This is a genomic window from Symplocastrum torsivum (assembly GCF_059505465.1).
In genome coordinates this window covers 15134-28677 of record NZ_JCACKQ010000002.1, presented here as the reverse complement: position 1 = coordinate 28677, position 13544 = coordinate 15134, and the positions used below count along the sequence as shown (strand labels likewise).

Genomic DNA, 13544 nt, shown 5'->3' with positions numbered 1-13544 from the left:
AACTTAAAGAAAGAGCGCGAAACTACTAAGTGGCACATTTTGAGAAAACAAAACTTCAAGAGCGATCGCTTGTGCTTCCGGCATCTGTCCATAGGAAAACACACAAGGGGTCTCGGCTGGCAAATGTGGGAGAAACTGCGTTAGGACATAAGGGCTACCGTAAATTATTAGAGCCTGTAGATCATCCGTTTTTAATAATTTCTTAAACCACTGCTCAGCAATTGGCGTTAATCCAGCACTTCCTCGGAACGGGTTACCCCGGATAAATAGCTGTAGCAGTGTTGGTTGCTTAGCGATCACAGCATCAGCCTCTTCCTGCGTCGGTGGGGTATGGCTGTCAACAATTTGAAGTTCGTAGCCGAGTTGAGTTGGGAAAGCGACAGCAGGTGTATTGCGTCCCAGAAAGTCACAAGCTAGGGCATCATCTACGACAATCAGGTTGCGTAGCTTATGGCTACTGTAGGATTTCGGTTGTAAAGGCAGGGAACCCGCAACTTGTTGGGAATCTTTGAGAATCTTCGCTGCCGTAGCTAAAGCAACAGGTTGGGCAATTTGATTCAAGGCAATGTGAATAGGGGAGGTTAGCTTAGAGGTTTCTTTCTGTGCCTCTGACGCTAGAGCTACCTTTTCTTTAGCTTTCCAAATTCGCTCAACAGAGTCTTGAATGCGTTCGGGTGAGATGCGCCCATCCTCGACGGCATCACATACCGCCTGAATCGCGCCTTCCGGGTTAGCGGGCATCAGCAAAATATCAGCACCCGCTTCTACAGCCATTACAGGGGCAACGTTTTCTCCATAGCAGTTGGCGATCGCACCCATAATTAGGGCATCTGTGACAATCAAACCCTCAAATTTCAAGCAGCATCGCAGCAACTCCGTCAACACTAGCTCAGATAGTGTTGCAGGATTTTGTTCATCCCAAGCCGGAATCAGCAGGTGGGCACTCATTACGGTATCGACACCCGATGCGATCGCATTAGCAAACGGAGGAAGTTCCACTTTCGCAAGTCGCGCTGGCGAGTGAGGCAAGACAGGCAGATCGATATGAGAATCGGTTGCTGTATCGCCATGTCCGGGAAAGTGTTTAGCCGTAGTTAATACAGGATACTGTTTCGCTCCTCGGATAAAAGCAGATGCCAATTGGCTCACCGCTTCAGGTGTCTCACCAAATGCCCGGACGTTAATCACGGGGTTGCGGGGATTGTTGTTCACATCGACAACGGGAGCGAGAACCCAGTTGATCCCAATTGCCAACGCTTCCTGAGCGGTAATGGCGCCCATTTGCTCGGCGTAAAATTCAGCTTGTCGTGGATCTTTCAAGGCAATTGACCCAATTGCCATCGGTGGGGGAAACCAGGTTGCACCAGCAAAGCGTTGACCTACGCCTTCTTCAATGTCAGCAGCAATTAATAAGGGGATTTTTGCCCAATCTTGAAGTTGCTGTGTTCTCAGCGCTAGTTCCCCAGCACTACCTCCCAATAAAATCACACCCCCGACCCCTAAATCTTGCAACCAGTGCTGCAATTGAGCCGCTGGAGGTTCCCAAGCCGGATATCGAATTTGGTGATCGAACAGGTAGCCAGATGCCCGAACTACGACCATTTGCGCGACCTGCTCTTTTAGGGAAAGGTCATTCAAATCTGGCAGTGACTTCAGCCCGTTTTTCAATTTTCCGCCTCAGGAATATCCTCTTCTAGTTCTTTGCCTTGACGCTCTTGGTTTAGCTGATTCAGCAATGCCAACATGCGATCGCCTCGCTCAATTCCTCTGTCTTCGATAAACACCACCTCTGGTGTTCGACGCAGACGCATCCGCCGACCTAACTCACGACGGACATAACCTGTGGCTGACTTTAACCCAGCCATTGTCTCTACTCTTGCCTCATCAGTGCCATAGATCGACACATAGATTTTGGCATGTTGGAGGTCACCCGAAACATCGACATCGGTAATGCTAACCATCCCTGCACCTACACGATCATCTTTGATATCGTGAAGTACCATCTGGCTGACTTCTTCCTGAATCAGCGCAGCAACGCGAGAAACCCGGCGACTTGTAGGCATAACGCCCCCCTTGTTACAGTACAGGAATTATTTCAAACAACTCCTTGTAGTTGCCTACAGGAATTGTGACGGGGAGTTGATTCTTATAACGTCCGTCAAAAGGGAGATTCAGCAACTAGTACCCGCTCAAGAGCCTTCGAGTCAGGCAAACTAATAGTGACCTGTCAAGCTGGAAATGACAGATACAGATGCTGCTTATACAGACACCGTTTTGTTGCATCTTTAAGCGGATACGACAAAACGACTCAAGTGATTGATAGAGTACTAGTTTACATCGGACTCAACCCCAGCATGGCGCGGAGAGTGAAGGTAAGGAAACAGAAGCCTCCAATGAATACCCCAAGTACCGCGATCGCAGTGACAGGATTTTTCATCAACGGCTTTAAGTTCCCAAATAGCGCAAAGAAGATTCCTAAGACGATGGTGATAAAGTAGCGTGGATAGCGAGAAACGTTTTGCAAAAATTCATTCATAAGTAGAGCCGCCGAACCCAAACGGCTAATAGTCACTGCCTCTTAACTGGTAGCATTTGTGAGCGCGATCGACAAGCAATGGTGTTACGTTTGAGTCCTGCTAACTAGACGAAAGCCTTTTCCAAACCTTCACAACAGCATCCAGGTTGCTCTTTGCGTAGGCTCTAATCATAATCTTCCTGATGTTCTAGGCTAAGACGCACTGTTTGGCTAGTATCGTTGCCGTTACCATAGTATTCTCTTGGCAAACGGAACTACTTCAGCAGAGAGGACACCCAGCAGGCACCGAAGCGAGAATAGAGGTTAGTTTTTATCAATCAGCTATTTTTAGATAAATGTCTACTAGTGTTCTACAATCTCCTTCACCACGTCCCTTTCTCAAGTGGGCTGGTGGAAAAAATAAGCTGATTCAGCAATATATCCCTTATTTTCCCAAGAGGTTTAAGACCTACTATGAACCTTTTTTGGGTGGTGGCGCTGTATTCTTTTATCTCAATCCCTACTCAGCTACACTGACAGACATTAATGCTGAACTCGTGAATGCTTACCGCTGTGTTAGGGATAACGTTGAGGAGTTGATTGAAAGCTTAGAAGTGCATCAACGCAACCATTGTTCCGAGTATTACTATCAGATTCGTCAAAGTAACTGTATTAGTAATACGGAAAAAGCGGCTCGTTTAATTTATCTCAACAAAACTTGCTTCAACGGCTTGTATAGAGAAAACTCCAAAGGGGAGTTTAATGTTCCAATTGGGAAATATAAAAGCCCTAAAATCTGTAATCCTCCATTACTCCGTTCAGTTTGTGCTGCATTGCAAAATGCCCAAATTGTGGTTAGACCTTTTGAGGATATCCTTGAATATGCAAGCAGTAGTAATGATTTCGTTTACTTCGATCCACCCTATCACCCTTTAAGTCCTACGAGTAACTTTACAGCGTATAGTCGCAACTCTTTTAATCAAGATGACCAGATAAGACTTAAAGATGTCTTTGCAAAATTAGCAAGTCGTGGCGTTAATGTGATGCTTTCTAATTCAGATTGCGAATTTATCCGAAACCTCTACAGTGACTTTAACATTAACCCGATCTCAGCCTCTCGATTAATTAACTCAAAGGCTAGCAAGCGGGGTAGAATTTCTGAAGTCTTGATTACTTCCTATCAAAGATGATTATTTGCCCAAATCATAAAACTAGCTAAGTTATGGACAGCTAGGAGGTTAGGGTTAGAACTGACTTGCTTGGTTAACCACGCGATCGCACCCTTCTTCATCCCTTCCCCATCAATCAACACTACAGCAGGGGCTGGATAGCAAGTTTGGATATTTAAATTGAGATAAGGAAGTTTTTCATCAACCGAACCGCCCGATTGCTGCCATTTGCACTCAACAATTAAACCAGCAGGAATTGATACCGTATCAAAAATATAAAAGTCTACATAGATATCCGTTCCATAAATTCCTGACCCAATATAAACTTGCTTGGCATAGCGTTTCAGGCATTCCTTCGAGTAGACAAGCCATTCTCGCCGTCGCTTTTTCGGCAAGTCTCGGCAGATTTCGGTATATCCATGGACTTGTAAGATTGTTTCAACTGTTCTTTCTAAGACATTGCCAAAAATAACAGCCCTACCACCCTGATTCATTGTGCTTTCCAAGGTCGATGGGTGAATCATATAGACAAAGATTACCTCTACTAGCTCTTTTTTTCTAGTTTTCTGGATTCATCTACAAGATGCCAGAAAAAATTAGCAAAAAGTCGCTTAGTTTTAGATTAAAATAGTACTTATGTACTGCCGTCGATAACGTTGTGGTATTAGCTTAATACAGATAGACTTGCCACTTCGTAATTGTGCACTTGAGATAAAAGTATGTGTGGAAGATATACCCAGAGCAAGTCCGCCGAAATGATTGCCGAAGCCTTTCAGATAGATAATGTATCTGACATCAAGCCTCGATATAACATTGCGCCAACTCAATCAGTCCTAACAGTTTTACAACCCCCAGCATCGGCAAATCGGCAGGGTAAAATGTTGCATTGGGGTCTAATTCCTAGCTGGGCGAAAGACCGGAAGATGGCGTCTAAGCTAATTAATGCTAGGGCAGAAACCGTAGCTGAAAAACCAGCGTTTAGAAGTGCCTTCCGGAAACGGCGATGCTTAGTCGTTGCCGATGGTTTTTATGAGTGGCAGCAACAGGAGAACAAGAAGCAAAAGCAGCCATTTTATTTTCGTCTGAGTGACGGGGAACCATTCGCCTTTGCTGGGTTGTGGGAGCATTGGCAAGATGCCACGGGTGAGGAAATTGAGTCTTGCACAGTCCTAACAACGGAAGCAAACGACTTGATGCGTCCAATTCACAACCGGATGCCAGTGATTCTTGAACCAAAGAATTATGATTTGTGGCTTGAGGAGGCAACAAAACCAGAGTTGTTACAGCCACTGCTGCATCCCTATCCCACTGAAGAAATGACGGCTTACCCAGTTAGTACGGTGGTAAATAAGCCTGTTAATGACAGTGCAGAGTGTATCAATAGCATTTAGGCTGAACATTCACCCGATCAGGTGACCCAATAGTATGAAGGCGATCCTCCTTCGGAGGCGCTTCGCTAACGCATTTGAGATCAGCCAACTTAGTCATATGTCATAGAACAGTAGCTAGCAACCTCGCTAGGTAAGACTAATAAGGGCAGAGTGTCGCTACCTAGGGGGGAAGTTTCCTAAATTGAGTATTGCTTGTTGATAGGCTTTGACTTGCAGATCAATACCAGTAATCGCTGTACCCACAACAACGGCATACGCTCCCAGTTTCAAAGCCTCTTGAGCCATCTGAGGTGAGGCAATGCCACCTTCGCAAATCGCTGGAATATCTAGCTGTTCGACAAGCTGGGTGAGGAGGTCAAAACCAGGAGGGGAAAGGTGTTTAGTTTGAGCTGTGTAACCATAGAGGGTTGTACCGACGAAATCAGCACCCGCCTTTTGTGCTGCGATCGCATTTTCAATCGTATCCACATCAGCCATCACTGGTTTATTCAGTTCCTCGTGAATTCGAGCAATTAACGTCTCGACGGTTTCTCCACCAGGACGTTGCCGTAAGGTCGCATCAATAGCGATGATATCAGCCCCAGCCGACGCAACAAGGGCAGCATGGTGAAACTGCGGTGTGATGTAAACGTCAGACTCCGGCAACTGCTGCTTCCACAGCCCGATAATTGGAGTTGTCGGGAGTTGTCGGCGTACTGCCTCGATATGGGCTGGTGTATCAATCCGAACACCAATCGCTCCGTGATTACTAGCCGCTTGTGCCATGGCGGCAATGATGATTGGGTCATGTAGGGGTGAGTCAACTGGTGCCTGACAAGAGATAATCAAACCTTGAGGCAAAGCAGTACTGGGGTTGAGATGGTTAGCGGGCATATTAAGTCGAATGTCACTGAGTTAAGCGAAAAGTAATCGTTCGTTGGAAAAACCCGGATTGGGGGACGTTGCCCCCCAAACCCCCTCCTCACCTTCGCTCCGGTGGGGGACAAGCGTCTACCTAAAGCCCCCCCGCGCAAGGGTTGATCGGTGGAGAGTCGTTAAGTTAAGTCAGTGCCATTCATATTAAGTCAGTAAAATTCAGCTTAAGAAGGGGTGTCATCCGGGAAGGAAAAGTAGACGGAGGCAAACAAAGATAAGTGCGCCTAAACCGCCCGCCACAGGAAGCGTAATTAGCCATGCCAAACCAATAGATTTGAGTGTTTGGAAGCGGAGACTCTTCCAGTTTTGCACCAGTCCAATGCCAACAACACCGCCAACCAGGGCATGGGACGTGGAAACGGGTAGCCCAATCCGCGAGGCAAGCAAAATGGTGGTAGCTGTAGCAAGTTCTGCACAGAATCCACCACTAGGTTGGAGAGGGATAATATTTTCCCCAATCGTGGCAATTACTTTTTTGCCCCAGACAGCTAACCCAAGAACAATACCACTACCGCCGAGGATAAGAATCCACAAGGGAACAGTGAAGCCAGTTAGGGGAACAGAATTAGTACGAATAATATAGGCGATCGCGGCTAGAGGACCGATCGCATTTCCCACATCATTAGAGCCATGGGCAAAGGCAACAAAGCAAGCACTTAGTACCTGAAACTTCCCTAGTTGGCGTTCTACGGGGTTGGGGAGTGGGGAAGAAGAGGTTTTAGAAGGAAGTGTTGGTGTTGAAGTGAATCGCGCTAATTGGCGCCAGCTAATAATAGAGAGAGCAACAGCCGCAACAGCACCTGTGGCAATTGGTAGATCGTGAGCTGGAAGCGGGAAACTGGCAAAGAGAGGGCGTTCAAATATGGTCGGTAGCACAATGATGCCGAAAACGCCCAAGAGTGTTGCACTTAGCCAGGGAATCCACTCGCGTAGCTGCCTGATTGGATTGGGTTGGTCGAGAATTGAATATTTTATAAGGCTGTAAAATCCTGCTGCCAAAGCGCCACTCACAAGAGGCGTTACTACCCAGGCGCATGAGATACGACCAATATTTGCCCAATCAACTGCACCAAACCCTGCGGCTACCCAGCTAAATCCTGCGATCGCTCCGACAACGGCATGGGAAGAGGATACAGGCCAGCCCTGACTTGTAGCAATTTGTAGCCATACACCAGAGGCAATTAAAACGGAAACCATACCAAGGATTAGCACCTGAGGCATTCCGGCAAACAACTCAGGATTTGCCACTTCAGTTGCCAAGGTTGCAGAGACACCTTGACCAAATAAAACAGCGCCCGTGAACTCCAAAATCCCTGCAATTACTATGGCTTGCCGTAGTGTGACAGCCTTAGAGCCAACAGAGGTTCCCATCGCGTTGGCGACATCGTTCGCTCCCAAATTCCAAGCAAGATAGAAGGCGAGGATTCCCGTCAGAACTAATTGCAACACCGTGGATGACATTACCCTTGACCTTCTTCCAGCAAAATATCCTTCACCATCGTCCTATGGCGATTGTAGGACTGACGACTCAAGCCAACATAAAACAGGCTCTCCTTGTTGACCATCTTGCCAGACTGAGCCAACCGTATAAATCACCCTTTGGGCGGGGAGTGCGTTGACAATTGCATCGACTTGTAGATGCGTAATATCTCCTTCAGTTACAGCTATTTTGCCTGGTATCATAGAAATTATCCATTAAGAGTAATGAGCATTACATAAGCGGATGTTAAGGCTTTTGAATTAGTATCCTAGAATCTGGAGTCTAAAAAAGTAGTGTTGTGCTTACGTGCTAGCTCTGTTCTAGAGAAGCGCTCCTAAAGCTTAAGCCTCGCGAACCTCCAAAATTAGAAAAATCTGGAGCATTTTGGTGGGGAAAAGCCAAGATTTAAATAAAAATACCCACCTAGCTAAGCTGAATTTCTGTAATATAAACTCGCGCAATCGCTCGCTTCAATTGCACACAACTTAGAACACTTCTGTTCTAAATACAACTTATTTCAGCTATGCAAAGAAATCTTCTCGCTATTGCTCTAAACGATATGCCGTTGTCATCTCAGCTCCAAACTGGGGAGCGCTGGCCGACTTTTGAGGAAATTTTGCAGCGCCTCCATACTCAGGGAATCTTCATCCATCCTGAGCAATTAGCAGAATTTCTACTCGCACACGGACTACCTGTTCATCTTCGTTATGTCCCTGCTCGTTTGCGGCTCAAAGCGCTAGTAATAAATCAGAATTATCAAGGAGATATGGTACGCCTGATTGAAGAACTTGAGCCACCGTCCTGGGATTTCTCGTGGATGGATAGCATCCAGAAACCTTTTACTCAGGACGACCATAGTACTTTCGCTCACCTGTTTGAACAACAAGAGCAGCCTTGTTGGGATTATTTATGATGCGCTAGCCGTTAGTCGTTGTTATCTGAACTCTTTTAATGAAGATAAATTCCCCGATGAACTCAAATGAAACTTTAGAATCCTCTAGTGTTGCTGGCTCAGAATCATCTGGGTTGACAGCAGAACAGTATCGCGCCAAAATGCAGCGACGAAAGGAAGTACAGGAACAACGCCTTGCACAAGCGTCGCAAGAGAAGGGTTTAATTGTTGTCAATACTGGTAATGGCAAAGGTAAGACAACAGCAGCTCTAGGAATGGTGTTGCGATCGCTTGGTCATGGTTACCGAGTTGCGATCGTACAATTTATCAAGGGAGCCTGGGAACCAGCAGAAAAAGCAGCATTCCAACATTGGACATTAGCTAAAGATGGAGAAGCACCCCAGTTGGAGTTCCACGCGATGGGAGAAGGCTTCACTTGGGAAACTCAAGATCGAGAGCGAGATATTGAAAAAGCTAAGGTCGCGTGGGAAAGTGCGTTAGGGTTTATTCGTAATCCTGACTTTCGTCTGGTACTGTTGGATGAAGTTAATATTGCCTTAAAGCTGGGTTACTTGAGTGTTCAGGATGTTCTTGCTGGACTGGAAGAAAAGCCAGCGAATACTCACATCATTCTTACAGGCAGAGGCGCACCAACGGCATTAATTGAAAGAGCTGATTTGGTGACGGAAATGACGCTTGTTAAGCACCCCTTCCGCGAACAGGGCATTAAAGCACAACCTGGTATTGAGTTTTGATGTAAGAGATTTTAATAAAAAGCTCAAGTTGCAGAGATTATTCTTGACACTGCTGAACTGGCTTTAGTAGGACTTACGCACAAGTGAAATATCTGGTAGGGGCGCAAGGCTTGCGCCCCTACAAATGGTGGTTAAAAGGTGGATTTCCGTTCCAAACTTCACTCGATAGGGTGAACCCAAAAAGAGGAAGTATAGCGGCTACAGTCAGTCGTAATTTAAAGGTGTCGAGAAACTTGGATGAATAATGTTAGTTATGCTCAAGGCAAGAGACCTTAAACTTACCCGCCTTGGAGATTTTACTCTGGGAGGGCTACATCACAAAATTAGCAATTGGCTAGCCCAGAATCCCGAAGCCAACATTCTCAATATTACTGCTTCGTCTAATGTCAAAACGACGGGTTGGGACTGTTTAATTTGCTACAGTGAAAGCTAAGTCAATTACGACATCGGTAACAGTACCGCTCACGGCTGGCTGAATTTCTTAAGTATTTGTCTTCTATCAACTACTGCTTACTATGACCTCTCCCAATTCGCTTGACGGATATGGGTTGTTGTCAGGTATTCCGAAAAAGCAGAAAGGCGATCGCATTAAAGCCTGAACCCTCAGTTGTTTTTCTCCCTACGGTTATTTTGATTCTGTATAGATGGGAATAAGTTGAGGCAAAGATTCGGTGAAGCACCCGGAATAATTAAGTACTTTAAGTAGTTGTGTGAAGCAGTGAAATCAGATAGCCGTGAAATCCCTTAGAAAGTCAAAATCGTCAGGTTTGGTTTCCGTAGGTTCGCTGTTTCCCTGTAATGTGTCCTGAAATAGGATGCCCCTAATACTTTTCCGTCCTTAGAGGTTCTATCAATCAATGAAATCTACACGACTCCAAAAATTAGTTCACTTTTTAAGGGATGACTTAGCAATTCCTTCTGCTTCGATTGACCTCGCTATACGCCATCAGCCTGATATGCCAAATCTTTTACCAATGATTCTTTGGCAGTATGGGCTGGTTACATTAGAGCAGTTAGACCGAATTTTCGATTGGATGGAAACAGCATAGCCTTAGATTCTGCCTAAGATGGACGTTTCAATTAGGCAAACGATACTTCGTCAAGTGATTTATTTTTGTTCAAGCATTCTAAAGGCTTCGAGGTATTTGAGTCCTGATCCGGTGTTGAATAACACAACCCTTTCGTCCCGGCTTACCTTACCTTGGCTGATTAATTGTTTCAGCGTGGGCAGACAGGCTCCCCCTTCAGGAGTGACAAATATACCTTCAGCCGCACCGCTTTCTTTTACTGCCCAAAGTAGCTCCTCATCAGTCACAGCGACAGCACTGCCGCCACTGTTGCGAAGGATGTCAAGCCTCATGAAATCACCAATAGCGCGTGGAACCCTCAGTCCTGTCCCGCCACCTGTGGGATAAAGGATGACATCAGGTAACTCCCAACCAAGTTGTTCGGCAAGCTCATAGCCCATTGTTTTTTTACCTTCAACTTGATAAGGTTCCTTGAGTGTCGAAACATCAAACCACCCTTCTGCCTCTTTGCGATCGCTCACAATACGACCACAATCCGTAATCAAGCCGTCGATCAACGTTACATTTGCACCTGTTTGTTGACACTCGATGATGTTTGATGAAGGAGTATCGCTAGGCATAAAGATAAGAGACGACGTGGTTCGTACTCTTTGCCACAAGATGAGCAATACAGGTGTGAGACGTTCATTGTGTTGCAAAAACTTCTAGAGGACAAAAGATCTAGTCGTCCTAGCTAGTCTATTGCCCTCTATTATTCTTCATGAATTGCTGTAGGTTGGCTCAAGCCAAACCAAAACCCAACAGGCATCTGATCGGTTTTATTGGGTTGTTCTAGAGGAAGCCTAAGGCTTTATTTACCTCAAGTCCACCTACACCACTTAATGTAGTTTCTGTTCCTAAGAGGACTAACCCCTGCTGAGTCCAGATCTAGCTTTGATATTCGTTCAGACAGGAACTTAAAATTTGCTGGTCGTTCTCGCTAATTTGATTAATGGGTTGATATCCTTCGAGTCCAACAGCATGAGGATAACTTAGAGAGTCGTAGGTGTTTTCAAGGTTTATCTGTCCGCCAGCCGCCGCAATTGGGGATCGCTGTGTCCGAGCAATTGTATGGGAAAATGCCGTTTGATCGTAAGGGTTGGCAACAGTCAAATTCATTTGATTTGCATCAACCGTACCCTGAAAACAGCTATATTCTGAGCTTGGCATATATAGGGCACCAACTACCTTGCCCTGACGCGCTTCAAATACGATATATTCTTTGCCAATTTGTTCCGGTTCCGAGGACTGACCGTAGAGGTAGGTGCCATCTGGGATTGCGCCATCTGGAACTTGAGCAATTGCAACCGAAGTGGAGTTAGCCGCTTGAGTTTCTTGCAGAGGTGCCGCTGCTTCTAAAGTCGAGGCATTGGTTGCCAACCCTACGGTTAGAAGTAAACCAGTTAGCGGCAATTCCCAACGATTGAGCAGCGGACGTGACGAGAGAAAGAATCCAACTAATCGGTTAATCACCGTGGTTACCTCCTTAGAAAAACTTCGAGACACCCTGGAACTGAACGTTTGGGAGCTGGACTGTACAGGTTTTAGAAGCCAAATTGCTGAAAATCGCTTGATTTAGGCGAGAACAGAGTTTTGTTGAGCAGCAGCCCTAAAGATATTTATAAACCGGAACAATACTCGCTTTTACTTCTCTTCTGACCGGTTTGTTAACCGTCACACCTTGCACTTGATCTTGTTAACAAGTTAACAAAGTTCCTAGGGGTGACGATTCCCTCAAATGGGTGAACACTTGCTCACCTAAATGGGTGGTCTTTATCAAGAGCAACAACCCGTCACACGGTAGTTTTGTGGAGAATAAATTGGATCTGGGATTGAGCCAGTGTATTGAGTTCAAGGAATTCACTCTCCTAACCCTGCTGAACAGACTTATTGCAAAAGGCAATTGTTATGGCGTTGCACTAGTATTTATCTCCTAGGGATTTGACACTTATGCAAGAAGTCTGCTGATTGGCGTCTAGCTAGCCTATAACTTCAACGGTAAGGAGAGGGATTTCGCAAACATTCAAAAAATTTTTGCAAAAAAAAGAAGTGGTAACATTGCTTGCTACCACTCCTGTTTGTGTATTACTCAAACCGTTTTACATTAGCTGGCGATGTACTCCCGGACGTTTCCGTGACGACGGCGCAGCTGTGCCAAAGCTTGGTGTTCCAATTGGCGCACTCGCTCACGGCTGAGGTTGAGCCGTTGACCAACTTTTGCCAGTGACAGCTCATTGCCGTCTTCTAACCCAAAACGTAGCGCTAATACTTCGCGCTGCTGAGGGGTCAGTTCTGCTAGGAGGTTATCCAGGTCTTGCCGTAGGGACTCCTGAGTTGTGAAATTCACAGGAGTTAAGCCATCATCTTCCAGGAGATCAGACAGTTCGGTATCCTGGTTGTCTCCAACTCGAACATCAAGCGAGATCGGTTGACGAGCAATACTCAAGTATTCCCGAATCATTGAGGGTTCTAATTCCAACTCCTGAGCAATCTCAGCGGGAGTGGCATTGCGCCCTAAGCTCTGAGCAAGTTCTCGTTGGACTTTCTTGATTTTGTTGAGTTTTTCGGTGATGTGAATAGGCAGACGAATGGCACGCGCTTGCTGAGCGATTGCACGGGTGATTGCTTGACGAATCCACCAGTAAGCGTAGGTTGAGAACTTGTATCCCCGTGTGGGGTCAAATTTCTCTACACCCCGCTCTAAGCCTAGGGTGCCTTCCTGGATTAAATCCAGAAATTCCATATTCCGCTTCTGATACTTTTTCGCGATCGCAACGACTAGGCGCAAATTTGCCTCAATCATCTTGCGCTTTGCTCGCGTCCCCTGCGTTAGTATTTTATTCAGGGATGCTTCGTCGATATTAACGTGATCTACCCACTCTTTGGTCGTCGGTTCACGCTGTAGCTTTTCAGCCAAGGCTTCTTTCGCCTCGATCAGCGTCATCATGTGCTGTACCTGCTTACCGAAGACAATTTCTTGCTCATGAGTCAGCAGCGGCACACGACCAATCTCATGCAGGTAAGTGCGAACCATATCTGCTGAGAACGTGGGCTTGGTCGTCTTTTTGGTGGTGTTAGCAGTGGGCATTTGTTGAGTTGTAACTCCGTCGTAAACAAGCAGTAAATCTTTCGCGGATTTCGACCTCAAAAGCGACGATCATCTTTCACCATGAGGTTACTTACGCGAATCGGTAAAATACATCCTACAAAAGATGTATGGATCGCCTAGTTTCTCCAACGAGAGTAGGAGATCTAAAACGTGAAGGGGTTGAGCTAGATACTGAGGAAAGTCTCTCTTCCGTAATTCTGCTGTGTTTCCCAGCCTATCGCTGCCTATAACTGGAAAACGAGCAAAAAATC

16 protein-coding genes are annotated in these 13544 nt (G+C 46.0%); 6 read left to right on the top strand and 10 right to left on the bottom strand.

What is annotated here, in order from left to right:
- Positions 1-3 precede the first annotated feature (3 nt).
- From AC5JL3_RS00695 to AC5JL3_RS00685, 3 genes are all read right to left on the bottom strand, one after another.
- Entirely contained in the window at positions 4-1668 is a 1665-nt protein-coding gene (locus tag AC5JL3_RS00695; RefSeq protein ID WP_496072657.1) for a glycoside hydrolase family 3 N-terminal domain-containing protein, read from the bottom strand.
- Complete coding sequence (gene rbfA, locus AC5JL3_RS00690; protein ID WP_496072656.1) at positions 1665-2063, bottom strand: 30S ribosome-binding factor RbfA; 399 nt, start codon at positions 2061-2063, stop codon at positions 1665-1667. Before rbfA ends, AC5JL3_RS00695 begins: the two co-directional genes overlap by 4 nt.
- A gap of 269 nt (positions 2064-2332) precedes the next feature.
- Positions 2333-2536, bottom strand: coding sequence for a DUF751 family protein (locus tag AC5JL3_RS00685; RefSeq protein WP_192220991.1), 204 nt, complete (start codon positions 2534-2536; stop codon positions 2333-2335).
- A 335-nt stretch (positions 2537-2871) separates the two neighbouring features.
- Here AC5JL3_RS00685 and AC5JL3_RS00680 point away from each other — a divergent pair, with 335 nt between their 5' ends.
- Positions 2872-3705 carry a DNA adenine methylase gene (locus tag AC5JL3_RS00680; RefSeq protein WP_496072655.1) on the top strand — a complete coding sequence of 278 codons (834 nt, stop codon included), beginning with the start codon at positions 2872-2874 and terminating at the stop codon, positions 3703-3705.
- Here the strand turns inward: AC5JL3_RS00680 and AC5JL3_RS00675 are convergent.
- Positions 3696-4208, bottom strand: coding sequence for a PD-(D/E)XK nuclease superfamily protein (locus AC5JL3_RS00675; RefSeq protein WP_496072654.1), 513 nt, complete (start codon positions 4206-4208; stop codon positions 3696-3698). The genes AC5JL3_RS00680 and AC5JL3_RS00675 overlap by 10 nt on opposite strands.
- Before the next feature lie 195 nt (positions 4209-4403).
- Between AC5JL3_RS00675 and AC5JL3_RS00670 the strand changes: the two genes are divergently transcribed.
- On the top strand, positions 4404-5075 hold the full coding sequence (locus tag AC5JL3_RS00670) for an SOS response-associated peptidase (RefSeq protein ID WP_496072653.1): 672 nt from the start codon (positions 4404-4406) through the stop codon (positions 5073-5075).
- Positions 5076-5231: 156 nt separating this feature from the next.
- On the opposite strand, the gene AC5JL3_RS00665 is transcribed toward AC5JL3_RS00670, so the two are convergent.
- The 3 genes from AC5JL3_RS00665 to AC5JL3_RS00655 all read right to left on the bottom strand — a co-directional run bounded on the left by AC5JL3_RS00665 (position 5232) and on the right by AC5JL3_RS00655 (position 7673).
- A complete protein-coding gene (locus AC5JL3_RS00665; protein ID WP_496072652.1) occupies positions 5232-5948 on the bottom strand; it encodes an N-acetylmannosamine-6-phosphate 2-epimerase in 717 nt (238 codons plus the stop codon).
- A 219-nt stretch (positions 5949-6167) separates the two neighbouring features.
- Positions 6168-7451 carry an inorganic phosphate transporter gene (locus tag AC5JL3_RS00660; RefSeq protein WP_496072651.1) on the bottom strand — a complete coding sequence of 428 codons (1284 nt, stop codon included), beginning with the start codon at positions 7449-7451 and terminating at the stop codon, positions 6168-6170.
- Positions 7452-7493: 42 nt separating this feature from the next.
- Positions 7494-7673 (bottom strand): hypothetical protein, encoded by a 180-nt coding sequence (locus AC5JL3_RS00655; RefSeq protein ID WP_496072650.1) that lies wholly within the window; start codon positions 7671-7673, stop codon positions 7494-7496.
- 320 nt (positions 7674-7993) lie between these two features.
- On the opposite strand from AC5JL3_RS00655, the gene AC5JL3_RS00650 reads away from it, so the two are divergent.
- The 4 genes from AC5JL3_RS00650 to AC5JL3_RS00635 all read left to right on the top strand — a co-directional run bounded on the left by AC5JL3_RS00650 (position 7994) and on the right by AC5JL3_RS00635 (position 10166).
- Entirely contained in the window at positions 7994-8383 is a 390-nt protein-coding gene (locus AC5JL3_RS00650; protein WP_192217334.1) for a hypothetical protein, read from the top strand.
- A 56-nt stretch (positions 8384-8439) separates the two neighbouring features.
- Positions 8440-9117, top strand: a complete 678-nt coding sequence (cobO, locus tag AC5JL3_RS00645; RefSeq protein WP_496072649.1) for a cob(I)yrinic acid a,c-diamide adenosyltransferase — start codon at positions 8440-8442, stop codon at positions 9115-9117.
- A 253-nt stretch (positions 9118-9370) separates the two neighbouring features.
- Positions 9371-9550: a hypothetical protein gene (locus AC5JL3_RS00640; RefSeq protein WP_496072648.1), complete on the top strand. Its 180-nt coding sequence runs from the start codon at positions 9371-9373 to the stop codon at positions 9548-9550.
- Between the two features lie 424 nt (positions 9551-9974).
- Entirely contained in the window at positions 9975-10166 is a 192-nt protein-coding gene (locus AC5JL3_RS00635; protein WP_192217336.1) for a DUF2949 domain-containing protein, read from the top strand.
- 59 nt (positions 10167-10225) lie between these two features.
- Here the strand turns inward: AC5JL3_RS00635 and AC5JL3_RS00630 are convergent, their stop codons facing one another.
- The 3 genes from AC5JL3_RS00630 to AC5JL3_RS00620 form a co-directional block, all read right to left on the bottom strand.
- Positions 10226-10843: a pyridoxal-phosphate dependent enzyme gene (locus AC5JL3_RS00630; RefSeq protein WP_496072647.1), complete on the bottom strand. Its 618-nt coding sequence runs from the start codon at positions 10841-10843 to the stop codon at positions 10226-10228.
- 229 nt (positions 10844-11072) lie between these two features.
- Complete coding sequence (locus AC5JL3_RS00625; protein WP_192217338.1) at positions 11073-11657, bottom strand: hypothetical protein; 585 nt, start codon at positions 11655-11657, stop codon at positions 11073-11075.
- Between the two features lie 631 nt (positions 11658-12288).
- Positions 12289-13272 carry an RNA polymerase sigma factor, RpoD/SigA family gene (locus AC5JL3_RS00620; protein ID WP_496072646.1) on the bottom strand — a complete coding sequence of 328 codons (984 nt, stop codon included), beginning with the start codon at positions 13270-13272 and terminating at the stop codon, positions 12289-12291.
- Between the last annotated feature and the right edge of the window lie 272 nt (positions 13273-13544).